The organism is Methylobacterium sp. 174MFSha1.1 (assembly GCF_900116815.1).
GTDB lineage: Bacteria > Pseudomonadota > Alphaproteobacteria > Rhizobiales > Beijerinckiaceae > Methylobacterium.
Map to the genome: position 1 here is coordinate 18878 of NZ_FPCB01000011.1, position 26052 is coordinate 44929.

General features: G+C 70.7%; 20 protein-coding genes and 2 riboswitches. Of the genes, 11 read left to right on the forward strand and 9 right to left on the reverse strand.

Annotated elements, in window-relative coordinates:
- Positions 1 to 251: 251 nt before the first annotated feature.
- From BM430_RS10155 to BM430_RS10185, 7 genes are all read right to left on the reverse strand, one after another.
- Positions 252 to 1046 carry an ATP-binding cassette domain-containing protein gene (locus BM430_RS10155; protein WP_093567141.1) on the reverse strand — a complete coding sequence of 265 codons (795 nt, stop codon included), beginning with the start codon at positions 1044 to 1046 and terminating at the stop codon, positions 252 to 254.
- Complete coding sequence (locus BM430_RS10160; protein WP_093567281.1) at positions 1030 to 2016, reverse strand: ABC transporter ATP-binding protein; 987 nt, start codon at positions 2014 to 2016, stop codon at positions 1030 to 1032. The genes BM430_RS10155 and BM430_RS10160 overlap by 17 nt, the downstream gene beginning before the upstream one ends.
- 13 nt (positions 2017 to 2029) lie before the next feature.
- Positions 2030 to 2956: an ABC transporter permease gene (locus BM430_RS10165; RefSeq protein WP_093567142.1), complete on the reverse strand. Its 927-nt coding sequence runs from the start codon at positions 2954 to 2956 to the stop codon at positions 2030 to 2032.
- Complete coding sequence (locus BM430_RS10170) at positions 2956 to 3963, reverse strand: ABC transporter permease (protein ID WP_093567143.1); 1008 nt, start codon at positions 3961 to 3963, stop codon at positions 2956 to 2958. Before BM430_RS10170 ends, BM430_RS10165 begins: the two co-directional genes overlap by 1 nt.
- Before the next feature lie 36 nt (positions 3964 to 3999).
- On the reverse strand, positions 4000 to 5583 hold the full coding sequence (locus BM430_RS10175; protein WP_093567144.1) for an ABC transporter substrate-binding protein: 1584 nt from the start codon (positions 5581 to 5583) through the stop codon (positions 4000 to 4002).
- A gap of 16 nt (positions 5584 to 5599) precedes the next feature.
- A complete protein-coding gene (locus BM430_RS10180; RefSeq protein ID WP_093567145.1) occupies positions 5600 to 6265 on the reverse strand; it encodes an AroM family protein in 666 nt (221 codons plus the stop codon).
- Between the two features lie 232 nt (positions 6266 to 6497).
- Positions 6498 to 8660 (reverse strand): TonB-dependent siderophore receptor, encoded by a 2163-nt coding sequence (locus BM430_RS10185; RefSeq protein ID WP_244539424.1) that lies wholly within the window; start codon positions 8658 to 8660, stop codon positions 6498 to 6500.
- A gap of 376 nt (positions 8661 to 9036) precedes the next feature.
- Between BM430_RS10185 and BM430_RS10190 the strand changes: the two genes are divergently transcribed.
- Positions 9037 to 10503: a PepSY-associated TM helix domain-containing protein gene (locus BM430_RS10190; RefSeq protein WP_244539425.1), complete on the forward strand. Its 1467-nt coding sequence runs from the start codon at positions 9037 to 9039 to the stop codon at positions 10501 to 10503.
- A 273-nt stretch (positions 10504 to 10776) separates the two neighbouring features.
- On the opposite strand, the gene BM430_RS10195 is transcribed toward BM430_RS10190, so the two are convergent.
- Entirely contained in the window at positions 10777 to 11703 is a 927-nt protein-coding gene (locus tag BM430_RS10195; RefSeq protein WP_210188428.1) for an AroM family protein, read from the reverse strand.
- 99 nt (positions 11704 to 11802) lie between these two features.
- Here BM430_RS10195 and BM430_RS10200 point away from each other — a divergent pair, with 99 nt between their 5' ends.
- The 5 genes from BM430_RS10200 to bhcC all read left to right on the forward strand — a co-directional run bounded on the left by BM430_RS10200 (position 11803) and on the right by bhcC (position 19173).
- Positions 11803 to 12882 carry a DUF917 domain-containing protein gene (locus tag BM430_RS10200; protein ID WP_093567148.1) on the forward strand — a complete coding sequence of 360 codons (1080 nt, stop codon included), beginning with the start codon at positions 11803 to 11805 and terminating at the stop codon, positions 12880 to 12882.
- On the forward strand, positions 12879 to 14423 hold the full coding sequence (locus tag BM430_RS10205; protein ID WP_093567149.1) for a hydantoinase/oxoprolinase N-terminal domain-containing protein: 1545 nt from the start codon (positions 12879 to 12881) through the stop codon (positions 14421 to 14423). Before BM430_RS10200 ends, BM430_RS10205 begins: the two co-directional genes overlap by 4 nt.
- Positions 14424 to 14743: 320 nt before the next feature.
- Positions 14744 to 14841: riboswitch (glycine riboswitch) on the forward strand.
- 3 nt (positions 14842 to 14844) lie between these two features.
- Positions 14845 to 14937: riboswitch (glycine riboswitch) on the forward strand.
- A complete protein-coding gene (locus tag BM430_RS10210) occupies positions 14895 to 16277 on the forward strand; it encodes a D-amino acid dehydrogenase (protein WP_348273077.1) in 1383 nt (460 codons plus the stop codon). It overlaps the preceding riboswitch by 43 nt.
- A gap of 229 nt (positions 16278 to 16506) precedes the next feature.
- A complete protein-coding gene (locus tag BM430_RS10215; RefSeq protein ID WP_244539426.1) occupies positions 16507 to 17838 on the forward strand; it encodes an MFS transporter in 1332 nt (443 codons plus the stop codon).
- A gap of 147 nt (positions 17839 to 17985) precedes the next feature.
- Positions 17986 to 19173, forward strand: coding sequence for a 3-hydroxy-D-aspartate aldolase BhcC (bhcC, locus tag BM430_RS10220; RefSeq protein WP_093567151.1), 1188 nt, complete (start codon positions 17986 to 17988; stop codon positions 19171 to 19173).
- 128 nt (positions 19174 to 19301) lie between these two features.
- Here bhcC and BM430_RS33885 read toward each other — a convergent pair whose 3' ends face one another.
- On the reverse strand, positions 19302 to 19976 hold the full coding sequence (locus tag BM430_RS33885; RefSeq protein WP_177303005.1) for a GntR family transcriptional regulator: 675 nt from the start codon (positions 19974 to 19976) through the stop codon (positions 19302 to 19304).
- A gap of 151 nt (positions 19977 to 20127) precedes the next feature.
- Here BM430_RS33885 and BM430_RS10230 point away from each other — a divergent pair, with 151 nt between their 5' ends.
- The 5 genes from BM430_RS10230 to BM430_RS10250 all read left to right on the forward strand — a co-directional run bounded on the left by BM430_RS10230 (position 20128) and on the right by BM430_RS10250 (position 25986).
- Entirely contained in the window at positions 20128 to 21555 is a 1428-nt protein-coding gene (locus tag BM430_RS10230) for an FAD-binding oxidoreductase (RefSeq protein WP_093567152.1), read from the forward strand.
- A gap of 32 nt (positions 21556 to 21587) precedes the next feature.
- Positions 21588 to 22316, forward strand: a complete 729-nt coding sequence (locus tag BM430_RS10235; RefSeq protein WP_093567285.1) for an SDR family NAD(P)-dependent oxidoreductase — start codon at positions 21588 to 21590, stop codon at positions 22314 to 22316.
- 53 nt (positions 22317 to 22369) lie between these two features.
- Positions 22370 to 23710, forward strand: coding sequence for an MFS transporter (locus BM430_RS10240; RefSeq protein WP_093567153.1), 1341 nt, complete (start codon positions 22370 to 22372; stop codon positions 23708 to 23710).
- Positions 23707 to 24579 (forward strand): isocitrate lyase/PEP mutase family protein, encoded by an 873-nt coding sequence (locus BM430_RS10245; protein WP_093567154.1) that lies wholly within the window; start codon positions 23707 to 23709, stop codon positions 24577 to 24579. The genes BM430_RS10240 and BM430_RS10245 overlap by 4 nt, the downstream gene beginning before the upstream one ends.
- A 342-nt stretch (positions 24580 to 24921) precedes the next feature.
- Positions 24922 to 25986, forward strand: a complete 1065-nt coding sequence (locus BM430_RS10250) for a LacI family DNA-binding transcriptional regulator (protein WP_210188429.1) — start codon at positions 24922 to 24924, stop codon at positions 25984 to 25986.
- Positions 25987 to 26052 lie beyond the last annotated feature (66 nt).

Consider the following 26052-nt stretch of genomic DNA (forward strand, 5'->3'; position numbering starts at 1 on the left):
CCCTCGATGTCATCCCGGGGCCGCGGAGCGGAACCCGGGATCCATAACCGCTGACGGTGCAGGATGAAGCGGAACGCTGCCCGCCCTTTCAGGCTGCGTCAGCGGTTATGGATCCCGGGTTCTCGTCTTCGACGAGCCCCGGGATGACGTCGAGAGATGTCGGCCTGTATGCAGATCGATCGGCGTAACCGCTCAAACAGGCTCTCAGGATGAGGGTGTGGGTGGGACGTGCTGAACGTGATCGAACGGCGCTAAATCCGCGGCAGCCGCGGCACGCTGTCGAGAAGGGTGCGCGTATAGGCCTGCGACGGGTTGGCGAAGACCGCCGCGACCGGTCCCTCCTCGACCACGCGCCCCTGGCTCATCACCAGCACGCGGTCGCAGAGGGTTCGCACGACGGCGAGGTTGTGGGAGATGAACAGGTAGGTGAGCTGGAGCTCGCGGCGCAGTTCGCCGAGGACCTCGAGGATCTGGGCCTGCACCGACACGTCGAGGGCGGAGGTCGGCTCGTCGAGGACGAGGAAGCGGGGTTCCAGCGCGAGCGCGCGGGCGATGCAGACGCGCTGCTTCTGCCCGCCCGAGAGCTCGTGCGGGTAGCGGTGCCGGAAGGCGCGCGGCAGGCTGACGAGGTCGAGCAGGCGGTCGACCCGCGCGTCGAGCGCCGCGCCCCGGGCGACGCCCTGCACGCGCAGCGGCTCGCCGATCGCCTCGCCGATCGTGCGCCGGCCGTTGAGGGCGGAGTGCGGGTTCTGGAACACGATCTGCATGTCGCGGCGCAGGCGCCGCATCGCCTCGCCGCCGAGCGCCGTGATGTCCCGGCCGTCGAACGTGATCGTGCCGGCGCTCGGCTCGATCAGGCGCAGGACCATGCGGGCGATCGTCGACTTGCCGGAGCCGGACTCGCCGACGATCCCCAAGACCTCGCCGGTCCGAATCGAGAAATCGACGCCGTCGACCGCCTTGACCGCTCGCCCTCCGCTCGCTGGGAAGGTCTTGGCGAGGCTGGTGGCCAGCAGGAGCGGCGTTGCGTCAGGCGAGGTCGGCATGGTGGCACGCGACTGTGTGGACGGGGTCGGCGCGGCGCATCGCGGGCCGCTCGGTCGTGCAGATCGCCGTGGCGCGGGGGCAGCGCGGGTGGAAGCGGCAGCCGGAGGGCGGGTCGATCAGGCTCGGGATCGTGCCGGGCACGCCCGTCAGGCGCCGGATCTCGCCGTCGATCTCCGGCAGGGCGGCGAGCAGGCCCCGCGTGTAGGGGTGGAGCGGACGCGCGAGGACGCGCGCCGTCGCCCCCTCCTCGACGACGTTGCCCGCATACATGACGGCGACGCGCTCCGTCAGCGCCGCGATCGCCCCGACATCGTGGCTGATCATCACCACCGTCAGCCGCAACGTCTCGACGAGGTCGCGCAGGAGCCGCAGCACCTGGGCTTGCACCGTCACGTCGAGGGCGGTCGTCGGCTCGTCGGCGATGAGGAGGCGCGGCTTCCCCGAGAGGGCCAGCGCGATCAGCACGCGCTGGCGCATGCCGCCCGAGAGCTGGTGCGGATACGAGTCGAGCACCCGCTCCGGCTCGCGCAGGGCCACCTGCGCCAGGAGTTCGGCCGCCCGGGCCCGGCGCTCGGCCCGGCCGGGCTTTGTCGCGCCTTGCGCCCGCGCATGGGCCGCGATGGCGTCGCCGAGCTGCCGCCCGATCGTGAAGAGCGGGTTCAGGTAGGTCATCGGGTCCTGGAAGATCATCGAGATCTTCACGCCGCGCACGCCCCGCCAGTCGCGCTCGCTGAGCGCCCCGACGTCGCGCCCCTCGAACAGGATGCGCCCGCCGGTGCGCCGCGCCCGGCCCGGGCCGATGCCGAGGATCGACCGGGCGAGCACGGTCTTGCCGCAGCCGGACTCGCCGACGATGCCGAGCGTCTCGCCCTCGTCGAGCGCGAGGTCGATGCCGTCCAGCACCCGCGCCGGCCCGTCGAAGGTCGGAATCGCGAGGTGGTAATCCTCGATCGCGAGCAGCGGACTCATCGACCAGCACTCCTCATCGACCAGCACTCTTGGGATCGAGGATGTCGCGCAGGCCGTCGCCGAGCAGGTTGAAGCCGAGCACGGTGAGGAAGATCGCGAGGCCCGGGCAGGCCGAGTACCACCACCAATCGGGCATGTAGGAGCGGGCGACCGAGATCATCGCGCCCCATTCCGGATCCGGCGGCTTGGCGCCGAGACCGATGAAGCCGAGGCTCGCGGCCGAGAGCACGGCGAGGCCCATATCCATCGACAGCTTGACGATGATCGGCGACAGGCAGTTCGGCAGGATGTGGTGCCACAGGATCCAGGGCGTGCGGGCGCCCGCCGCCCGGCTCGCCTCGACGAACAGCTCCTCCTTGACCGACAGGGTCTTGGCCTCGACGAGGCGGACGTAGCCCGGCCACCAGACGAGGGCGAGCGCCGCGATGCAGTTGGCGATGCCGGGGCCGAGCGCCGCCACGATCGCCAGCGCCAGCGCGAGGCCCGGCACGGCGAGGAAGAGGTCGGTGAGGCGCATGATGGCGCCGCGCAGCAGGCGGCTCCTGGTGTAGCCGGCGATGATGCCGAGCGGCACGCCGATGCCGGCCCCCACCACCGTGATGATGAGGCCGATCCACAGCGAGATGCGCGTGCCGACGATGACCCGCGACAGGAGGTCGGCGCCCATCTCGTCGGTGCCGAAGGGATGGGCGAAGGACGGCGGCAGTAGCCGCTGCGACAGCTTCACTGCGCCCATCGTGTCGCCCGGATAGGGCGCGAGCCAGGGACCGAAGGCGGCGAGCACCAGGAACAGGACGACGAGGGCGAGGCCCAGCATCGAGGAGAACGAGCGGGAGAAGAGATGCGCGGTGAGCCGCCACTGGCGGATCGTGGTCGCATGGCGCGCCCGGAAGCTGGGCGGCGCATCGGCAAGGGCCGGAGAGGCGTCGGGGAGCGCCATCACGCGGCCCTCAGGCGCGGGTCGATCCACGCATAGGCGAGGTCGACCAGGATGTTGACGGTCATGAAGCAGAAGCCGATCGCCAGCGTCACCCCGACGACCGGCTTGAAGTCCGAGGCGAGCGCCGAGGAGACCGCGTAGAGGCCGATGCCGGGCCAGTCGAACACCGTCTCGACGAGGACGGTGGAGCCCAGCATCCAGCCGAAGCGCAGGCCGATGATGGCGAGGGTCGGGATGAGCGCGTTGCGCAGGGCGTAGATCGCGACGATGCGGAACGGCGCGATGCCGTGGGCGCGCGCCGCCACGACGTGGTCGGAGTGCAGCGCCTCGATCATCTCGGCGCGGTTCACCCGGAGGATCGAGGCGAGGCAGGGGAAGGAGAGCACGATCGCCGGCAGCAGGATATGACCGAGCGCCTCGCGAAACGTCTCGAACTGCCCGCGCAGCAGCGAGTCGACGAGGATGAGGCCGGTGATCGTCTCGGGCGGCGCCTCCGAGAGCGGCAGGCGGCCGGAGACCGGCAGCCATTCGAGGTGCACGGCGAAATAGAGCTGGAGCAGGATGCCGAACCAGAAGGCCGGTAGCGCGACCCCTGAGATCGACAGGATGCGGGTGAGGTGGTCGATGGCGCCGTCGCGCTTGAGCGCCGACAGGATGCCGAGCGGCAATCCGAGCCCGATGCCGATCGTCATGGCGACGAGGACGAGTTCGAGCGTCGCCGGGAAATAGCGCCCGAGCTCGGACAGGACCGGCCGCGTCGTGACGATCGAGGTGCCGAGGTCGCCCGTCGCGAGGTCGCGCAGGTAGATGCCGAGCTGCACCGGCAGTGGGTTGTCGAGGCCGTATTCCCGGCGGACGGTCTCGACCATGTCGGCGGTCGCCTCGGGGCCGGCGACGAGCCGGGCGGGATCGCCGGGCGCCACGTTGGTGATGAGGAAGGTCAGCACGGCGAGGCCGAGCATCGTGCCGGCGACGGTCAGGAGCTTCTTGAGCGCGAAGCGCAGCAAAGCCGTTTCCCTTCAAGCCTACTGGCCCCTTCGGGCCTATTTGGCGTCGATCCAGAGCGGGTAGAGATCGACCTCGCCGGTGAACCGGACCGGGCTGAAGCTGAAGCCCTTGAGCGCGTCGCGGCGGGCCCAGCGGCGGTTCTGCACCATGGCGAACACCTCGGGCTGGTCGGCGACGATCCGCTTCTGGATCTCGGCGTAGAGGGGCGCGCGCTTGTCCCAGTCGGGCGTCGAGCGCGCCTCGTCGATCATCCGGGCGACCTCCGGGTTGTCGTAGAACGACATCGCGAAGTACTGGCCCCAGGAATTAGGGTGGTACTGGTAGGCGACGGCGTCGGGATCGGTCGAGATCGGCGTCACGAAGACCGAGGTCAGGTTGGGCGAAGTCTCCGGTTTCGAGCCCTTGGCGACCATGTTCGGCCATTGCTCGGGCCGCATGTCGACCTTGATGTTGAGGGCGGCGAGGTTGTTGAGGAGGAGGAGGCCGATGCGGCGCGCCTCCTCGAGCCCGGCGATGTGGTAGTATTCGAGGGTGATCCCGCCATTCGGGGTCGCGGACTTCGCGAGGTATTCCTTCGCCTTGGCGAGGTCGCGCCGCGGCATGCCCGGCACGTCGATATGGCCCTTCATGCCGGCCGGGAAGACGCTGGTCTGGAGCCTGGCGGCGCCGTTGTAGATCTGGACCAGGCCGTCATAGTCGATGGCGTAGGCGATCGCCTTGCGCAGGTTCGGGTCGGCGGTCGGCCCGACCTTGTTGTTCATCTTGATGCCGAAGGTCGTCATGCCGGCATGGTCCTCGATCGCCACGCCCTTCTGGCGCGCGACCTGGACGTAGTCGTCCGGCGTCAGGCCCTCGACGATGTCGGATTCGCCCCGGAGCAGCGAGGCCTTCTGGGCGGCCGGCTCGCGGACGATGCGGTAGATCACGCCGGCCGGGCGGTGCGCCTCGCCCTGCGGCCAGCCCTTCCAGTAATCCGGCACGGAGGCGAGCTCGTGGAGCACGTTGGGCTCCCAGCGCTTGATCGTGAACGGGCCGGATCCGGCCTCGTGGTCGGTGAGCCACTTCTGGCCGTCGTCGCCGTCGACGGCATGCGCCTCGACCTGCTGTTTGTCGACGACGTACCACCAGGGCAGGAAGGACAGGAATGCCGCGTAGGGTTTTTTAAGCGTGAAGCGGACCGTCTTCGCGTCGACCGCCTCGATGCCCTCGGGCCCGAGGAAGTCCTTCAGCATCCAGGCGACGCCCTTGTTGAGCTTCAGCCCCCGGACGAAGGAGTAGCGCACGGCCTCGGCATCGACCGGGTCGCCGATATGGAACTTCGCCGTGCCGGTGAGGTGAAAGGTCCAGGTCTTGCCGTCGGGGCTCGTCTCCCAACGTTCGGCGAGCCACGGCTTCACCTCGGCCGGGTTGCCCTCGTACTTGACGAGGGCGTCGTAGACCGCCTGCTGCAGCATGCGGGTCGACCAGTCGTAGCGCACGTGCGGATCGAGCACCGGCACCTGCTGGCGCCCGCCGAACACGATCACCTTGCGGTCGCCGACGCGCTCGAAGGCCCCGGCGGGACCGGCGGCACTCGCGAGCAGGGCCGCCGCGAGCAATCCGAGGCCGAATGTGCGCATCGGGCGATTCCTTTGATCAGAGAAGCTGGCGGACGGCACCGGCGACGATCCGGCGCGACAGGAGGACGGGGGCATCGACGGCGGCGCGGACCTCGCGGCGCATCGCCTCGGTGTAGCCCATGCAGTGCATGACGATCAGGTCGCGGTCGGCGAGCGAAGCGGCACGCTCCGCCATGGCGTCGCCGGCGTAGGGCGAGGCCACCACCACCTTGGGCTCACCGCGAAAGACGTGCCGCGCCGGAAATTCCTCGACCTGGCGGGCGAGCGGCACCATTACGCCGAGCTTCGGGCAGGAGGCGGCGAGCGCCTCGACGGTGGAATCGACGATGCGCTGGGCCTCGACGAGGAGCGTGCGCTCCAGCGGCTCGACCTGCGTTCCGGTGCACAGGAGGACGACCGCGTCATGGCCGTGGCAGTCGATGGCCCTGAGGAGATCGGACAGGCGCTCCTCGATCCGGGCCTTCGACAAAACCGCCTCGCGTCCGTCGCGCAGGCGGCTCGCGAAGGAAGCCTCGCCCGAGCCCGGATGGAGGGCGGCGATCTCGGCCTCCGAGGCGTCGTCGAGCACGCCGTATTCCTGCGCCTCGACCGCCCCGCCGATCTCGGCCAGCATCTCCGGCACCATGTCGATCCGCGGCGACTGCCCGATCGTCACGAAAGCCAGCCGGCTCGTCCGTCCCATGCTGTCCCCTCCGCTCCGGCGCTGTCGATCTGTTCGAAGCTAGTCCTGCGCCGGACAGGCCCGCTATAGGGGAGGGCCCTTAGGGTGGGGGTGATGACGGCGTGGGCTTCTGCCCTCCGGGTGGGCAATCGGGGTCGGACGTCCGCACGACGATGCCGACGGAATGTCGGGCCGATGGCCTGCATCGACGCCCGAGACCCGTTCCGCCGTGCCGGATCCTGTGAGCCCGCCTCTACCAGCGGTAGGACAGCGTGCCGAACACGTTGCGGGGCTCGCTGTAACGGCAGCCATTCACGGTGACGCAGGTCACGTAGGAATGGTCGAGAACGTTGCGCGCGTTGATCTGCGCCCGCCATCCTTTGAGGCTCGGGTCGGCGACACCGAAATCGTACAGCGCGATCAGGTCGAAGAGCGTGGCGGCGTGGGTGTCGAACGTCGCGCCCGAGATGTTCGAGCTGCCGACATACCGCACGCCGCCCCCGAGCCGCAGGCCCGGGATGCCGAACGTGCCCATGTCGAAGGTGCCGAACAGCGCGGCCTGATTGTAGGGCACGAGGTCGATGCGCTGGTTCAGGTTCGCCGCCACGGTGGTCCGCGTCTGCCGGGCGTCGGTGTAGGAGTAGGACGCGATCGCCTCCAGCGGCCCGAAATTCGTCCGGGCTTCGGCCTCGAAGCCCTGCGATCGGATCTGCCCGGTCTGCGTGCTGAACGTCGGGCTGACCGGGTCCGGCACCAGCGCGTTCGTCTGATCGATGCGGTAGAATGCGGCGCTCAGCAGGGTGTCGGCTCCCGGAACCTCCCAGCGCAGGCCGCCTTCGTACTGCTCGCCCAACGACGGCTGGAAGGGGTTGCCGTTCCGGTCGGTGACCGCGAACGTCTGGAACGACTGGCTGTAGGAGACGTACGGCGCCAGCCCGTAATCGCCGAGGTAGAGCAGGCCGAGCCGGCCGCTGAAGGCGCTGTCGTTCTGGTCGAGGCGTCCGCCGGTCCGGTAGGTCAGGATCTGTGTGCGGGCGAAATCCTGGCGACCGCCGGCGAGCAGGACGAAGCGATCGAACTTGATCTGATCCTGCGCGTAGATGCCGACCTGATCGAGCAGGCTCTTCGACCCGGTATTGATGGCATAGTTGATCCGCGGATATGTCGTGCCGTATACAGGGCTATACACGTTGAGATTGCCGACGGTGCCGTTCGTGTAGCGCTCCGAGTTCAGGAAGCTGCGATAATAGTCGATGCCGGTCAGCAGGGTGTGGGAAGTCGGGCCGACGACGAACTTCGTCTCCAGCGACGTGTCCGAGGCGACGCCGGTCGCATTCTCGTTGCGCATGCTGAGGCTGCGCGTCGCGACCTGCCGGTTCGCCAGCAGCGAGGTCGGGGTCAGGTAGTCCCAGTCGACCCCGGACTGGTAGTAGCGCAGGGCGTGGCGCAGGCGCACCGCATCCGAGAAGGCGTGATCGATCTGGTAGCCGATCGTGCCCGATCGGGCGTCGAAGCGGTCGAAGGCCGGCTCGCCGTAGAACCGGTTGAAGGCGAACCGGGGAAGTGGTCCGTTGGGCAGCAGCGTGCCGACCGCTGAGAGCGGCGCCTGGAAGCGCGTGTGGATCTCCTGGTAGTAGCCGAGCAGCGTGACGGAGGTCGCCGCCGACGGCCGCCACGTGATCGCGGGCGCGATGTAGCGCTTGTCGTCGGGCGTGAAGTCGAGATAGCTGTCGCTGTTGCGGATCAGCCCCGTCAATCGGTACGACCACGCGCCGTCGTCCGACAGCGGCCCGGTGAAATCTCCTGATACTTCCTTGCGGTTGTATTGGCCGAAGGTGACGTTCATCTCGTTGAACGACGTCTGGAGCGGGCGCTTGCTGACCGCGTTGACGACGCCGCCGGGCGAGAGCTGGCCGTACAGGATCGACGACGCCCCCTTGAGGACTTCGAGGCGCTCGAGTCCGTAGGGCTCCTGCGTCCCGTCATAGACGCCCGATTGCAGCTTCAGCCCGTCGCGCAGCAGTCCCGAATTGCCGGTCTCGACCGTGAAGCCGCGGATCGTGAAGCCGTCGGAGGTCCTGGCGAAGCCACCCACGGCCTGGCTGGTCATGCCGGACGTGTAGGCGAGGGCCTGGGCCAGCGTCGAGGCACCCTCGTCGCGGATTTGACGGGCGCCGACGACGTTGATCGTCTGCGGCGTCTCGATGATCGGCGTGTCCGTCTTCGTCCCCGACGCACTCACCTTGGGGACGTAGCCGTTGACCGGCCCGGTCGCGGGATTGGGCGGGAGCCCCCCTTGTCCGGCCACCTGGATCTCGTCGAGGGCGACGGTCGTCTCGCCCCCGCTCAGGGATTGCGCGGCGGCGATCGGTGCCGGCACGACGCAAGCCAGGGCGGAGAGCGTGGCGACGGACAAGGCCGCGCTTCCGAGGTATCGGCCGGTTCGGGCCTGCCGGGTGCGTACGTCTCCAACTGAGCGGTCCATGCGGAAATCTCCCGGGCCTGTGCGCAGCACCGCTCCCGCTCCACTGCGCCGGACGGGCCGCCCATGAGCCTCAGTCCATCGATCGCATCGTGTTTGCGCGAAGCGCCTGCATCAGCAATACCGATCTCTATATTAAGCTGTTGGGAGCCAGGCTTGTGATAATTACGACACAAACCATAATCATAACGATTCAAAAGTATGGCGTGACGACTGGCTTCGTTGAGAGTCGGCTTGTCCCGCACTTGACGAAATCGGATCGTTGCGGTGACCAGGGGGCCGTGGCGTGAGGGGCAGCTTCCGTCGATCAATGGCCTGGCTGCATGCCTGGGCGGGGCTCGTCGCGGGCTGGCTCCTGTTCGCGGTGTTCGTCACCGGCACCGCGAGCTACTACCGGGCCGACATCTCCCGCTGGATGCGGCCGGAGCTCGGCGCGGAGCGCGAGGTCGATCCGGGTCGCGCGGCCGACATGGCGGCCGCGGCTCTCGCGGTCCGCGCGCCAGATGCGCGGCAATGGTTCGTGCGCCTGCCCCATGCCGGGGAGCCCTCGATCGGCCTGCAATGGCGCGGCAAGGGCGGCACCCGGGAGAGCGTGCTCCTGGACCCCGTCACCGGTGCTCCCGTGACGGTGCGCGAGACGCTGGGCGGCGAATTCCTGTACCGCTTCCACTACGAGCTGCACCTGCCGCCCCTCTGGGGGCGGTGGATCGTCGGGAGCGCTACCCTGATCATGCTGGTGGCGATGGTGACGGGCATCGTCACGCATCGACGGATCTTTGCCGACTTCTTCACCTTCCGGCCCGCGAAAGGCGGGCGTCGTGCCTGGCTCGACGCCCACAACGTCCTGGGTGTCCTGGCGCTGCCCTATCACATCATGGTCTCCTACAGTGGCCTGGTCCTCCTCTCCCTGACGCTGATGCCGTGGGGTGTGGCGGCGGTCTATCGCGGCGACACGCTGCGTTTCGCCCAGGAATTCGGACTGACGGCGACGACCCCCCGGCCCGCCACGGGCCGGCCGGCCGCCCTCGCGCCGCTCGCCCCGATCATCGCCGACGCGACGCGGCGCGCCGGCACGCCGCCGGAGCACCTGGTGATCGACAAGCCCGGCGACGCGGCCGCGACGGTCACGGTGTTGATGGAGCCTCCGCACGGGATCGCCCACCACCACCCGCAGATCGCGTTCAACGGCGCGACCGGCGCGTTCATCACGGCAACCGGTGAGCTGCGGCCGGCCGCCCGGACCTACTTCACCGTGAGCGGCCTCCATCAGGCCGACTTCGCCGGGGCCGCTCTGCGCACGCTCTACGCCCTCTGCGGCGCGATGGGTGCAGCGATGATCGCTACCGGGCTCGTGCTCTGGACCCGCGCACGCCTGCCCGGTGCCGGCGAGGAGCCGCCGCCGGCCGTACGCCTCGTGCGGGGCCTCAACCTGGGCGTGATCGTCGGGCTGCCTGCCGGGATCGCCGTCTATTTCCTGGCGAACCGGGGATTGCCGGTCGAACTGGCGGATCGTGCGGCCTGGGAGGTTCGGCTCTTCTTCGGGGTCTGGGCTTTGACGGCGCTCGCGCCCTGTCTCCTCGCACCCGCCTCGGCCTGGCGCGCGACGCTGGGCGCCACCGGCTTGCTCTATCTGGCGATCCCGGCCCTCGACGCGATCACGGTCGGCCGTTCGGACGTTCCGTTCCTCGTCTTCGACGGGACGATGCTCGGTCTTGGCTTGCTCTGCTGGCTCGCGATGCGGAGCATCGCCCCGTCAGCGCGTGCAGCCCAACCGTGATGTGAACCGCCAGCACCTTCGAGCGGACCCGTTCGACGGCGCTGGCTAAGCCCGCAAGCTCCCCTTTTCCTTGCGTCCGCGCGTCGATGCCAAGGCGCGAGGGTATGAGGGGACCGGCGATGTGGGGGTCGACAGGCCCCCTTCCGCACCGCCGGGCCATGAGATCCGCGTCCCAGACCACGACCCGATCACGTGCAATCGGGCAGCGCTCCGGGTCGTTGACGTTTCACCGTTGTCTGCGGCGAGCCGGTATCCCCTTCGCCGGATCATGCTCTAGGAGTTCGGCGCCTCCGACGCCATCACCAGCCGGATCAGCGCGCCGAGCGAGCCGACCTCCATCTTGCTCATCACCTTGGAGCGGTGGATCTCCACCGTCTTCGGGCTGATCGCGAGCTGGCGACCGATCGCCTTCGAGGTCAGGCCTTCCGCCATCAGGGACAGGACCTGGCGCTCGCGCGGAGTAAGCCGGGACAGGCGCTCGCCGTAATCGGCGGGCGCGCCGCGCGGCTCGCCCGCGGGATCGACGCCCTGGTCGAGCAACAGGCGGATCGCGCCCGCGACGATGCGGCGGGCGAGCACGACCGGGCGGCCGGTCGCCCGCGCGACGATCGCCCGGTCGCGCTCGTCGAAGGCGACCGAGTTCAGCACGATCACCTCGCAGCCGCCGAGATCGACGATGGCGCGGGCGAGCGCGTCGCGGTCGCCCGGCATCGCGTGGGTGACGGTCACCGGGTAATCGGCGAGGGTGGGCAGCTGGACCTCCTCGATCTGGCGGGCGATCGGCTGCACGATGCCGAGACGCTGCTCCTCCGCCGCCAGTGCCCGGATGCCGGATTCGATGGCGCGCTGGGCGTTCACCATCGGGGTCGGGCTGTCGAAGTCGCGCAGGAGCCCGGTCGAGAGGATCACCACGAGGTCGAACTCGCGCGGGCGCAAGGAGGCCAGGATCGCCGCCATCCGCTCGCCGACCGCCGCCTTCGAGACGACGACGTCCTCGCCGCTGCGCAGGCGCGTGACGAGCGACGCCTCGCCGGGCCCCGGCACGAGGGCGGCGATCCCGGACGGCGACAGCCCGTCGAGGGCGCCCCGCTCGACCGGCTCGACCGGCCCGTTCAGCTGCAGCAGGATCTCCGGGACGATGTCGTCCCGCGGGCTCTGGCCGGCCTCGATGAACACCACGCGCTTGAGGCGACCCGCCACGAACAACCCGCTCCCGCCCGTTTCCCGGGTAGGGGCCTCTCCGGATAGGCGAGGCCCGCCCCCGACCTTACCCTCGCGGCCCATCAGTGAGGAGGGGTCATGATCCGCGAATTCGAGCCCGAGGAGATCGCGCCCCTCGGCATCGGCGCCTGGATCCTCGGCACCGGCGGCGGCGGCAGCCCGTATCTCGCCGAGCTCAACCTCAAGACGCTCTACGCGGAGGGCAAACGCTGCCGGCTGATCGACCCGCGGGCGCTCGACGACGACGACCACGTGGCGGTCGTCTCCAAGATGGGCGCCCCCCTCGTCGGCCAGGAGCGCCTCGTCGATCCGGCCCACCTCGCCCGCGCCGTCCGGCTGATGGAGGAGGTGACGGGCAAGCGCTTCCGCGCCGTGATGAGCGTCGAGATCGGTGGCGGCAACGCCGTCTCGCCCTTCCTGGCGGCCGCGCATCTCGACATCCCGGTGGTCGATGCCGACGCGATGGGACGCGCCTATCCGGAGGCGCAGATGACGAGCTTCGCCATCGGGGACCTCCAGATGTACCCGCTGACCCTCGTCGATTGCCGCGACAACGAGGTGGTGGTGGCCCGCGCCGCCTCCTGGACCTGGATGGAGCGCATCTCCCGCAAGGCCTGCACCGAGGTCGGCTCGACCGCCGCCACCTGCAAGGCGCCCCGCACCGGGCGCGAGGTCAAGGAATGGGGCGTCCTCGACACCGTCACCAAGGCGACCGGCCTCGGCCGGGCGGTGCTGGAAGCGCGGGCCGCCCATACCGACCCGGTCGCGGCGGTGGTGGCGCATGAGGGCGGCAAGGTGCTGTTCCGCGGCAAGATCGGCGACATCGACCGCACGGCGACGGGGGGCTTCCTGCGCGGCTCAGCCCGCATCGACGGGCTCGGCGACGATGCTGGCAGCCGCATGGAGCTGGCGTTCCAGAACGAGTGGGCGGTCGGCTTCCGCGACGGGGCGCCGGTCGTGATGACGCCGGACCTGATCTGCGTCCTCGACACGGTTTCGGGCGAGGCGATCGGCACCGAGACGGCGCGCTACGGCCAGCGCGTCACGGTGGTGGCCCTGCCCGCTCCGGAGATCCTCCTGTCGCCGAAGGGCCTCGCCCATGTCGGCCCGCGGGCCTTCGGCTACGACATCGACTTCACTTCGGTCTTTTCCTCATGAAGCGCATCGGCATCGACGTCGGCGGCACCAACACGGATGCCGTGCTGATCGACGGCACCCAGGTCCTCGGGGCCGTCAAGACCCCCACCACCGCCGACGTGATGTCGGGGGTGCGGGCGGCCATCCGCGACCTCGGGGCAGTGTCCCCGCTCCAGGGCATCGACGCCGTGATGATCGGCACGACGCACTTCACCAACGCGGTGGTCGAGCGCGCGCGGCTCGAGCGCGTCGGGGCGATCCGCATCGCGCTGCCCGCCGCCCGCTCCCTGCCGCCGACGGTGGACTGGCCGGACGATCTTCGCGAAGCGGTCGATCCGCTGTCGGTCATGGTGGCGGGCGGGCACGAATATGACGGGCGCGAACTCGTCCCCCTCGACCGCGCGGCGATCCGTGAGGCCGCCTGCCGCATCCGCGACGCCGGCATCACCTCGGTCGGCATCACCGCCCTGTTCTCGCCGCTGACCGCCGTGTGCGAGGAGGAAGCCGCGGGAATCGTCCGCGACGTCATCCCGGACGCGCGGATCACGCTCTCGCACACCCTCGGCCGGATCGGGCTCCTCGAGCGCGAGAACGTCACGCTGCTCAACGCCGCGCTGCAATCCTTAGGGCTTCGGACGGTCGCCGCCTTCGAGGAGGCGCTCGCCGCCTCCGGCGTCGCGGCACCGTTCTTCCTGACCCAGAACGACGGCACCGTCGTGCTCGCCGAGGTGGCGGCGGCCAACCCCGTCCACTCCTTCGCCTCGGGCCCCACCAACTCGATGCGCGGCGCCGCCTTCCTGTCGGGCCGCGACGGCGCGATGGTGGTGGATGTCGGGGGCACGACGAGCGACGTCGGCTCGCTCGTCAACGGCTTCCCGCGCGAGGCCAACAACGTCGTGGCGATCGGCGGCGTGCGCACGCTGTTCCGCATGCCCGACCTTCTGCCGATGGCGCTCGGCGGCGGCACGATCATCGATCCCGCGACGGGGACCATCGGACCGCGCTCCGTCGGCTACCGCATCACCGAGAAGGCGCTGGTCTTCGGCGGCGACACGCTGACGGCGACCGACATCGCGGTGGCGGCGGGCCGGGTCGAGATCGGCGACCGCGACCGGGTGCGCCACCTCGATCCCACCTTCGTCGCCGCGATGCTGGCGCGCATCGGCGGCATGGTCGAGGAGGGCGTCGACCGGATGAAGACATCGGGCAGCGCCACCGACCTCGTCGCGGTGGGCGGCGGCGCCTTCCTGATTCCGGACCGGCTCGCCGGCGTGAGCGAGGTCGTGCGCGTCGCCCATGCCGGCGTCGCCAACGCGCTCGGCGCCGCGATGGCGCAGATCTCGGGCGAGGTCGACCAGATCTTCTCAGACCTCTCCCGCGACGCGGCGCTGGCCGAGGCGCAAGGCATCGCCGAGCGCCGGGCGGTCGAGGCGGGGGCCGAGCCCGGCAGCCTCAAGGTCATCGAGGTCGAGGACATCCCGATCGCCTACCTGCCCGGCGGCGCCCGCCGCGTCCGCGCCCGCGTCGTCGGCGACGTGCGGGAGCGCGCCGCCGTCGCCTGAGGGGACGGGATCATTCCTTCCAGGAATGATAGTGTTCCTGATCGGTCTTTGACAGGGAACGGCCGGCCGGCCAGATTTCGCCCGGGAGGAGACCGAACAAGAGAAGACCAGACCGGCCAGCCGGACGCGCGGGCGGTGCGACCCACCGACGTTCGGGCGGCCGAGAGGGTGACGGATTTACGCTAGACAGGCGCGCGGCCATCGAGACCTAGACCTGACCAAGGCCGCGAACATCCTGGATTTGTTCACCATTGACCAAGACGCTGTCGACACGCGACTTGACGAACGGACAAGCTACGGCTAAGGCTTTCAAGGTCCATTACGACGATGCGGGAGAGATCGAGGGGCTTCGCGCTGCCTCGACGCCGACGGAGCAACCGCCCCGGAAACTCTCAGGCAAAAGGACCGTATCGTCAGGACGCTCTGGAGAGAGGCGGCTGAAACATGCCGTCCACCGAAGGGGATGTCTGCCTGCGCCAGCGGGCGGATGACGCTCTCAGGTACCGTGACAGAGGGGGCGCATGGGCGGGGTCATCCCGCCTCCACTCGCGCTCATTCACGGAATCCAGATCCATGCCCCACATCGCCGTCATCGGCGCCGGCATCACCGGCGTGACCACCGCCTATGCGCTTCGGGAGCGCGGCTACGATGTCACGGTCCTCGACCGCCACCGTTACGCCGCCATGGAGACCTCCTTCGCCAATGGCGGCCAGCTCTCGGTCAGCAACGCCGAGGTCTGGAACAAGACGGCCACGATCCTCCAGGGCCTCAAGTGGATGATGCGGCGCGACGCGCCGCTCCTCGTCAACCCGAAGCCGAGCTGGCACAAGTATTCCTGGATGGCCGAGTTCATCGGTCAGATCCGTCACTACGAGGCCAACACGGTTGAGACCGTGCGCCTGGCGCTCGCCGCCCGCCGGCAGATGCTCGCCATGGCCGAGCGGGAGCGCATCGATTTCGACCTGGAGCAGCGCGGCATCCTGCACTTCTACCGGGACGCGGCCGGCTTCGAGAAGGCGCTCGCCGTCAACGCGCTCCTGCGCAAGGGCGGGCTCGCCCGCGATCCCGTCACGCCCGAGGAGATCCGGCAGATCGAGCCGACCCTGCAGGGCACGTATCACGGCGGCTTCTTCACCCCCTCCGACTCGACCGGCGACATCCACAAGTTCACCCGCGGCCTCGCCGCGGCCTGCGCCCGGCGCGGCGTCGCCTTCCTGTACGATGCCGCGATCGAGGCGATTGAGGCGATCGTGCCGGCGGGCACGGGCTGGCGCATCCGCTGGCGGCCGGCCTCGCGCGACGAGGGCGGCGCACCGGTCGCGCCGGGGGAGCCGCTCGACGTCGACGGGGTGGTGATCTGCGCCGGCTGCGCCAGCCGGGACCTCGCCGCCGGGCTCGGCGACCGCCTGAACATCTATCCGGTCAAGGGCTACTCGATCACCGTGCAGCTGCACACGCCCGAGAGCCAGGAGGCGGCGCCGCAGGTGAGCATCCTCGACGACGCGACGAAGATCGTGACGAGCCGCCTCGGGCGGGACCGTTTCCGCGTCGCCGGCACGGCGGAGTTCAACGGATTCAACCGCGACATCCGGCACGACCGGATCGAGCCGCTGGTGCGCTGGACGCGCGAGCAGTTCCCGCGCGTGGCGACCGACCGGGTGGTGGCCTGGACCGGCCTGCGCCCGATGATGCCCGGCATGCTGCCGCGCGTCGGACCGGGCCGGCAGCCGGGCATCTTCTACAATACCGGGCACGGCCATCTCGGCTGGACCCTGTCGGCCGCCACCGCCCAGATCGCCGCCGACGCGGTGGAGGGCGGCCTGCCGGTCGAGGGACGCCGGCTCGCCGCCTGATCCGGCGCGCGCCCTGCACCTGAGGGATGCCCGCCCGGCGTCCCGGCGCAGTGGCGCGCTCCGCCCCGTCGCGAGATGCTGGCTGCCCGGCGAGACGCGGGCCGGGCCTGTGGCGAAACCATGCCCGCGCGACTCCGCGCGTGCAGGAACCATCCGCGCGAAAATATCCACCAAGAAAAACCATCAATAAAAATCTGCAACGAGCCGCGACGCGGCCGGAGGAACGCCCGTGAACACTGCCACGAACGCCGCCCTGCTCACGCCTCTGCCCGACGCGGCGGTTTCTCCCGTCTCGGACGACGCCGCGCGCCGGCGCGGCGTCGTCGCCGCCGTCATCGGCAACACCCTCGAATTCTACGACTTCACCACCTACGCCTTCTTCGCCGTCACGATCGGCCGCACCTTCTTCCCCACCGGCGACGCCTGGATCAGCCTGCTCGCCTCGGTGGCGACCTTCGGGGTCGGCTTCGTCACTCGGCCGATCGGCGGCGTGTTCATCGGCGCCTATGCCGACCGGGCCGGCCGCAAGCCCGCGATGATGCTGACCATCGGCCTGATGGCGGTCGGCATGCTGATGCTGGCCCTCACCCCGGGCTACGCCACGATCGGCCTGGCCGCCCCGGTCCTGATCGTGATCGGGCGCCTGATCCAGGGCTTCGCGCTCGGCGGCGAGGTCGGCCCCTCGACCGCCTACCTCATCGAGAGCGCGCCGCCCGGCAAGCGCGGCCTCTACGCGAGCTGGCAGCTGGCGAGCCAGGGCCTCGCGACGCTCGCCGCCGGCGCGATCGGCCTCGCCCTGTCGCTCGCGCTGACGGCGGAGCAGATGCAGTCCTGGGGCTGGCGGATCCCGTTCCTGCTGGGCCTGCTCATCATCCCGGTCGGGATCTACATCCGCCGCGCCATGCCGGAGACCGCCGGCGAGGGCTCGGGCCACGCCGAGGCGACGACCGGCGCGGTGCTCTCGCGGCTGATGCGCGACCACGGCGGCAAGCTGGCGCTGATGGTGCCGATCCTGCTCTGCGGCACGGTCTCGACCTATGTCAGCAACTACATGACCACCTACGCGATCACGACGCTGAAGCTGCCGGCGAGCCTGTCGATCGCCGCGACCGCGGTGGTCGGGCTCTGCGTCCTCGTCTTCTCGGTCCTGGCGGGGGCGCTCGCGGACCGGTACGGCCGGCGCCTGGTGATGATCGTGCCGCGGGTCCTGCTGCTCGTCGCCGCTTACCCGGCCTTCCTGCTGATGACGCAGCACCCGGGCCCTGCGACCCTGCTCGGCATGTCGGCCCTGATCGCGACGCTCGGCGCGATGAGCGGCGCGGCGAGCCTGGTGGCGATCCCCGAACTCCTGCCGCGCAGCGTGCGCAGCGCCGGCCTCTCGGTGGCCTACGCCTTCGTCGTCACGGTGTTCGGCGGCACGACGCAGCTCGTGGTGACCTGGCTGATCGGCGTCACCGGCGATCCGCTGGCGCCCGCCTACTACGTCATCGCCACGAGCCTCGTCGGCGTCGCCGCGATGCTCGCCACGCCCGAGACGCGGGCGGAGGCGCTTGCGGCCTGAGCGAGGCGGCCGGGTGGCGATACCTCCGGCTCGACCCGGGATCCTCGCCGGCGAGGGCGTGAGTGTGATCCTCACCGGCGAGACCATCACCCTCGACATCCTGCCTTCGGCAGTGAACAGTCGTCGGCCTCCAGGGAGCCGAGTGCCATGACCGTCGCCGTGAGGAACGCCCCGCTCGCCGCCGACCCGCTCGCCGGCCTCGAGGTCGGCTACGACGTCCCGGCCCTGCCCGGGATGCGCGAGGACGAGATCCAGACGCCCTGCCTGATCCTCGATCTCGACGCGCTGGAGCGCAACATCCGCAAGATGGGCGACTACGCCCGCGCCCACGGCATGCGCCACCGCGCCCACGGCAAGATGCACAAATCGGTCGACGTGCTGCGCCTGCAGCAGGAGCTCGGCGGCGCCGTCGGCGTCTGCTGCCAGAAGGTGTCGGAGGCCGAGGTGTTCGCCCGCGCCGGGATCGCCGACATCCTGGTCTCGAACGAGGTGCGCGACTTAGGCAAGATCGACCGTCTGGCGCGGCTGCCGCGCCACGGCGCCCGGGTCACCGTCTGCGTCGACGATCCCGCCAACGTGGCCGACCTCTCGGCGGCGGCCGTGCGGCACGGCACCGATCTCGACTGCTTCGTCGAGATCGATTGCGGCGCGGGCCGCTGCGGCGTCGGGACGGCCGCCGAGGCGGTGGCGCTCGCCCGGGCGATCGCGGCCGCCCCGCACCTGCACTTTGCCGGCCTCCAGGCCTATCAGGGGGCGATGCAGCACCTCGAAGCCTACGCGGAGCGGCGCGCCGCCCTCGACGCCGTGATCGCGCAGGTGCGGGAGACGGTCGACGCCCTGACGGCGGCGGGGCTCGCCCCGGAGATCGTCAGCGGCGGCGGCACCGGCAGCTACCGGTTCGAGAGCGGCTCGGGCGTCTACACCGAGCTCCAGTGCGGCAGCTACGCCTTCATGGACGCCGATTACGGCCGGATCCGCGACGGCGACGGCGCGCGCCTCGACCGGGGCGAGTGGGAGAACGCGCTGTTCATCCTCACCAGCGTGATGAGCCACGCCAAGCCCGATCAGGCGGTCTGCGATGCCGGGCTGAAGGCGCAGTCGGTCGATTCCGGCCTGCCGCTGGTCCATGGCCGGAGCGACGTGACCTACGTCAAGTGCTCGGACGAGCACGGCGTCATCGCCGATCCGGACGGCGTGCTCGCGATCAACGAGAAGCTCCGCCTCGTGCCCGGGCATTGCGACCCGACCTGCAACCTGCACGATTGGTATGTCGGGGTGCGCAACGGCCGGGTCGAGACGCTGTGGCCGGTCTCGGCGCGGGGCAAAGGGTATTGAGGCACGGCGTCGGCCGGGCGGAGCGGGACGGTGCCTTGTTACCAAAACGGCGATTTTGGTAACAAGCCGTTGGCCGGGAGGGGCGTCGCGTCGTTGCCCGGCTCGCGCATCCGGGGGCGCGCGCGGCGCTACTTGGCGAAGGCGCGGATCGCCTCCCGGTAGACCGCCGCCGAGCGCAGGATGTGCCGGCTCAGGATCTCCAGCAGCGCCTCGACCGCGCCGGCCTCGAAATGCCCGATCATCGCCGCGTGCTCGGCAAACGACGTGTCCTGCTCGTGGCTGCGGGGCACCGAGAGCTGGGCGCGAAGCGCCGCCACCTGCCAGGCGATCGAATCGTAGGCCTTGGCGAGGTAGGCGTTGCCGCAATCCCGCAGGAAGCTGGCATGGAACGCGGTGTCGGCGCGGGCATAGGCGCGGCCGTCGCCGGCCTGCCGCGCCAGCTCCATCGCCGCATGTGCCGCCCTCAAGCCGGCGAGCGCGGCCGCGGGGGCGGAGGCGAGGCTCCGGCGGACCGCCTCGCCCTCGAGCATCAGCCGGAACGCCGCGAGCTGGTCGACGTCCTCGGGGGAGGGGTCGAACACGAACGTGCCTTTCTTCGGCACGATCACCACCAGACCCTGCGCCTGGAGGCGGGTCAGGGCCTCGCGCATCGGCGTCCGGCTCACCCCCATGGCGAGGCCGACCCCGTCCTCCGGCAGCGCCTGGCCGAAGGCCAGCTCGGCATTCACGATGGCGTCGCGGATCCGCTCCTCGACGGCGGCGGAGAGCGATTTCGGGACCGCGAGATCGAGCTGGATCGGCATGCCCGGCTTATCGCACACCCGGACCGTCCTCGCGACCCGGCTGCATCCTGTATCCAAGGTACAAGGTACTTGATCGCTTGGTGGGAATGTCGCAAGGTGCTCGCGAGAGAGCCGGACAGGCCGCACGAACAAACGAAGAGGGGGAGGGGACATGGAAGGAAGCATCGCGGCCCGGCCGCTCCGGGCCGGCCTGCCGGACGCGCTGATCGAGACCCTGTCGGGCCTTCTCGGCGAGCGCTTCAGCCTTGGTCTCGCCGAGCGCGAGCATCACGGCCGCGGCGAATCCTACCACGCGACGCAGCCGCCCGACGCGGTCTGCTACGCCCTCTCCACCCGGGAGGTGTCGGAGATCGTGCGCGCCTGCGCCGGGCACCGGGTCCCGGTGATCCCGTTCGGCGGCGGCACCTCGCTGGAGGGGCACGTCGCGGCGCTCCAGGGCGGCGTCTGCCTCGATCTCAGCCGCATGACCGGCATTCTCGCCGTCCGGCCCGAGGATCTCGACGCGACGGTGGAGGCGGGGGTTACGCGCCACCAGCTGAACGCGCATCTGCGCGACACCGGCCTGTTCTTTCCGGTCGATCCGGGCGGCGAAAGCACGCTCGGCGGCATGGCGGCGACCCGGGCGTCGGGCACCAACGCGGTGCGCTACGGCACGATGAAGGACAACGTCGTGTCCCTCACCGCCGTGATGGCGGACGGCACGGTGATCCGCACCGGCACGCGCGCGCGGAAATCCTCGGCCGGCTACGACCTGACCCGGCTCCTCGTCGGCTCCGAGGGCACGCTCGGCATCATCACCGAAGTGACGGTGCGCCTCCACGGCATCCCGGAGGCGGTCGCGGCCTCCGTCTGCGCCTTTCCGAGCGTCGAGGCCGCGGTCGCCACGGTGGTCGAGATCGTCCAGTGCGGCGTGCCGATCGCCCGGGTCGAGCTCCTCGATCCCGTCACCATCGCGGCGGTGAACCGCCATTCGGGCACTGCTCTGCCCGAGGCGCCGACGCTGTTCATGGAATTCCACGGCACAGCGGCCGGCACCGCCGAGCAGATGGCGCTGGTCGGCGCGCTGGCCGAGGGCAACGGCGCGCTCGGCGTCGAGACCGCCGCCGATGCCGAGTCCCGGGCCCGCCTGTGGAAGGCGCGCCACGACGTCCACTACGCGATCCAGTCCTTGCGCCCGAACGGCCGGGTCTGGAGCACCGACGTCTGCGTGCCGATCGCGAGCCTGCCGCGCTGCCTCGCCGAGACGCGGGCCGACATCGCCGGGGCCTCGTTCCCGATCACCACGGTCGGCCATGTCGGCGACGGCAACTTCCATCTCGGGCTCATCGTCGATCCGACGAGCGAGGCGGAACTGGCCGAGGCCGCGGCACTGAACGACCGCCTGGTGCGCCGCGCCATCGCGATGGACGGCACCTGTACGGGCGAGCACGGGATCGGCTCCGGCAAGATCAAGTTCATGGACCTCGAGCACGGCGCCGCGGTCGGCGTGATGGCGGCGATCAAGCGGGCGCTCGACCCGCTCGGGATCCTCAATCCCGGCAAGGTGCTGCCGGCGCAGGACGGGAGCGGCGCGCGATGAGCGGCGGCAAGAACGGCTCCGAGACAGGGGTCATGAGCGACGCGGTCGTCCTCGTCACCGGCGGGGCCTCCGGCATCGGCCGCGCCATCGTCGATGCGGTCGTGGCCGAGGGTGGCCGGGCGATCGTCTGGGACGTCGATGCCGCCGGCCTCTCGGCCTGCGCCGCCGCGCACGGCACCCGCGTGAACCCCGCGCGGGTCGACGTCGCCGATGCCGGCGCGGTCGCGGGCGCGATGGCCGACCTCTCGCAGGATTGGGCGCCGACCCACCTCGTGAACAATGCCGGCATCATCGGCCGCCGGATGCGGCTGTCCGACATGGATCCGGCGGAGATCGACCGGGTGCTCGCGGTCAACCTCAAGAGCGTGCTCCACTGCACCCGCGCTTACCTCGAACGGCGCCGGCCGCATCCGGGCGCGGCGATCGTCAACCTGTCGTCGATCGCGGCCCGCACCGGCGGCATGCCGGGCAACGCGCTCTACGCCACCACCAAGGGCGCCGTCGCCGCGCTGACGGTCGCCGCCGCCAAGGAGCTGGCGCCGGAGGTGCGGGTCAACGCCCTGGCGCCCGGGGTGATCGACACGCCGATCCAGGACGACGTGTTCGGCGGCGACCGGAGCCGGGTGGCGGAGGTCGCCCGCGCGATCCCGCTGCAGCGGCCCGGCACGGCGGCGGAGGTGGCGGAGGCGGCGCTCTGGCTGCTCGCGCCGGCCGCGTCCTACGTCACCGGCACGGTGCTCGACGTCGCCGGCGGGCGCTAAAGGCCTGCCCGCATCGAACCGCTCGCACGACAACAAACGACGGGAAACGCCCAATGACATCTATCACCGCTCCATCACCAACGGAGACGGAGGCCGCCGTCGCCACCGCCCGGCGCCGCCTGGTGCCGTTCCTGGTGCTGATGTACCTGCTGGCCTATCTCGACCGCGCCAACGTGGCGTATGCCAAGCAGGCGCTCCAGCTCTCGACCGGGATCTCGGAAGCCGCCTTCGCCTTCGCGGCCGGCATCTTCTTCGTCGGCTACGCGGTGTTCGAGCTGCCGAGCAACCTGATCCTGCACCGGATCGGCGCGCGGGTCTGGCTGTCGCGCATCATGGTGACCTGGGGCCTGCTCGCCGCCGCGATGGCCTTCGTGCAGGGCGACACCTCGTTCTGGATGCTCCGCGTGCTGCTCGGCGTCGCCGAGGCCGGGTTCTTCCCCGGCGTGCTGCTCTACCTGACCTACTGGTTTCCGGCGAAGGAACGGGCCCAGATCCTCGGCCTGTTCTATCTCAGCCAGCCGCTCTGCTTCATCCTCGGCGGGCCGATCTCGGGGCTCCTCCTCGACATGCACGGCGCCTTCGGCCTGTACGGCTGGCAGCTGATGTTCCTGGTCGAGGGCCTGGCCGCCTCGCTCGTCGGCGCGTGGGCGTATTTCTACCTCACCGACCGGCCCCGCGACGCCGCCTGGATGCCGGCCCGGCAGCAGGCCGCGCTCGAGGCCGCCATCGCCGCCGAGAACGCCGCCAAGTCGGTCCACGGCGCGGTGAAGCTTTCCGCGATCTTCCGCAACCCGCTGCTGATCCACTTCGCGCTCACCTACTTCTCGATCGCGATCTGTGGCTACGGCATCGCCTTCTACCTGCCGGCGCAGGTGAGTGCGCTGCTCGGCACGAAGATCGGCTTCACCGTGACCCTGGTCACCAGCATCCCGTGGCTCTGCGCCTTCGCGGTCAGCGCGTTCTGGCCCGCGCTCGCCCAGCGCACCGGCCGCCGGCGGACCTTCGCGGCGGTGTCGCTTCTCTGCGCCGGCCTCGGCATGATTGCCTCGGGCTACCTGCCGCCGCTCGTCGCCGTGCTGGCGCTCTGCGTCTCGGTCGCCGGCCTCATCAGCGCGCAGCCGATTTTCTGGACCTTCCCGATGGGCTATTTCGGCGGCTTCGCGGCGGCCGGCGGCATCGCGATCATCAACGCGATCGGCAATCTCGGCGGCTTCGTCGCGCCCAACCTCAAGGTCGCGGCGGAAGGCTGGGCGGGCACGGGCCTCGCCGGCCTGTGGGTGATCGGCGGCGGCGCGCTCCTCGCCGCGCTCCTCGTCGCGCTGATCCCGGCCCGGGCCGAGCTCAAGGAGGAGCCCCGCACCGGCGCGGTCGCCTCGAAGGGAGCGCTGGCATGACGCTGAGTCGGAGCCCCGCCGCGCGGCTGCGCGCGGCCATGGCGGAGGGCATCGTCATGGCGCCGGGCGCCGCCGATGCGCTGACGGCCCGCCTCGTCGAGCGGGCCGGCTTCCCGGCGGTCTACATGACCGGCTTCGGCGCCACGGCGGGCCGGCTCGGCCTGCCCGATCTCGGCCTGATGACCCAGACCGAGATGACCGAGCACGCCCGCATCATGACCCGGGCGGTGACCATCCCGGTCGTCGCCGACGCCGATACCGGCTATGGCGGGCCGGCCAACATCCACCGCACGGTGCGCGAATACGTCCAGGCCGGCGTCGCGGCGATCCACCTCGAGGATCAGGTGGCGCCCAAGCGCTGCGGCCAACTCGCCGGGATCCGCCTCGTCGATGCCGAGGAGAACGCCCTGCGGCTGGCCTGCGCCGTCGAGGCGCGGGGCGAGGACGACCTCCTGGTCATCGGCCGCACCGACGCACTGCCGGCGGCCGGCCTCGACGAGGCGGTCCGCCGGGCCGTCCTCTACCGAGAGGCCGGGGTCGACCTCGTCTTCGTCGACGGCGTCAAGCGCATCGCCGAGGTCGAGGCGATCGCCCGGGCCGTGCCGGGACCGAAGGTGGTCTCGATCGTCGACGGCAACGAGACCGTGGCGCTCACCGCCGCCGACCTCCAGGCGATGGGCTTCAGCCTCGTCTTCTACGCGCTGAGCACCCTGTTCTCCGCTGTGAAGGCGATGGAGGACACCCTGGCCATGCTCAAGCGCGACGGCACGCCGCGCGCTCGCGCCGACGCGATGACGACCTACGGCGAGTTCGCGACCCTGGTCGACCTCGCCGGCCATCAGGCCCGTGCCGACCGGTTCGGCGGCTGAGGGAGGCCGACCTGGCGGCGGGTCCCGGAGGCGGGACCCGCCGGCCGATCCGCAGGCGCGCGTCCGTGCCGGCATGACGGCGGACCGGAACCGTCGGGGGGAAAGCCCCGGCCCACCGGCCACGCCGAACGGGGGAGAACGGCGCGGCACGGCCACTTAATTGAATTGTGATCGACTTAATAGCGCAAAATTAAAAAATCTCGGCTGGCGGGAGACCTCGCCCCGCCGTGGACGAGACGCGCACGGGCCTTCCGCCCGGCTTTCCTCCGTGATCGAATGGACACCCGCGCGACGGGAATCCCCGCGGCGGCGCCGGACGAAACCGGGGAGTGGGAACGAGGCGTGGCCGCATCGGACAGCAAGGCCGGCAAGGCGCCGACCCGGCGCCAGACCGGGGCGCCGACGCTCAGCGACGTGGCGCACGAGGCCGGCGTCTCGCCCATGACCGTCTCCCGGGTCATCAACGCCGACGGGAAGGTCCGGCCGGGCACCCGCCAGCGGGTGGAGCGCGCCATCGCCACCCTGAACTACCGGCCCAACATCTCGGCGCAGATCCTGGCCGGGGTGAGCCAGCTCCGCATCGGCCTGCTCTACAGCAACCCGAGCGCGGCCTATCTCAACGAGTTCCTCGTCGGCTGCCTCGGTGCGGCGAGCCAGGCCCAGGCCCAGCTCCTGGTCGAGATCTGCGAGCCGGGGCAGGAGGGCGCCACCGCCGCCCGCGTCCTGTCCGGCGGGATCGACGGGCTCCTCCTGCCGCCGCCCCTGTGCGACTCGGAGGACGTGCTCGCGGCCCTGGTCGGATCTGGCCTGCCGGCGGTGCGCGTCGGCACCTGGTATGCCGAGCCGGCGACCGGCGCCGTCAGCATCGACGGCTACGCGGCGGCCCGGACGATGACCGCGCATATCGCGGCGCTCGGCCATCGCCGGATCGGCTTCATCCGGGGAAACCCGGACCAGACCGCGAGCGAGCGCCGCTTCCTCGGCTATCGCGACGGCATGCGGGAGGCGGGCCTCGCCGTCGATCCCGACCTCGTCGCCCCCGGCCTGTTCACCTACCGCTCGGGGCTGGAGGCGGCCGAGCACCTGCTCGCCCGGCCTGAGCCGCCGACCGCGATCTTCGCCAGCAACGACGACATGGCCGCCGCGACCGTCGCGGTCGCCCTGCGCCGCGGCCTCGCCGTCCCCGACGACCTGACGGTGTGCGGCTTCGACGACACCGCCATCGCGACGACGATCTGGCCCGAGCTCACCACCATCCGCCAGCCGATCCGCGAGATGTCGCATGCCGCGATGGTCCTGCTCCTGAAGGCCGCGCGGGCGTGTCGCCTGGGCCAGGAGCCGGAGCGCACGCACATCGTCCTCGACCACGCCCTGATCCGCCGCGCCTCGGACGGCCCGCCGCGCTGAGCGGGGCGGTTCGCCTCGTCTCCGTACGGTCGATCACGCCGGGACGCTTGACAGGACACGGCCCGG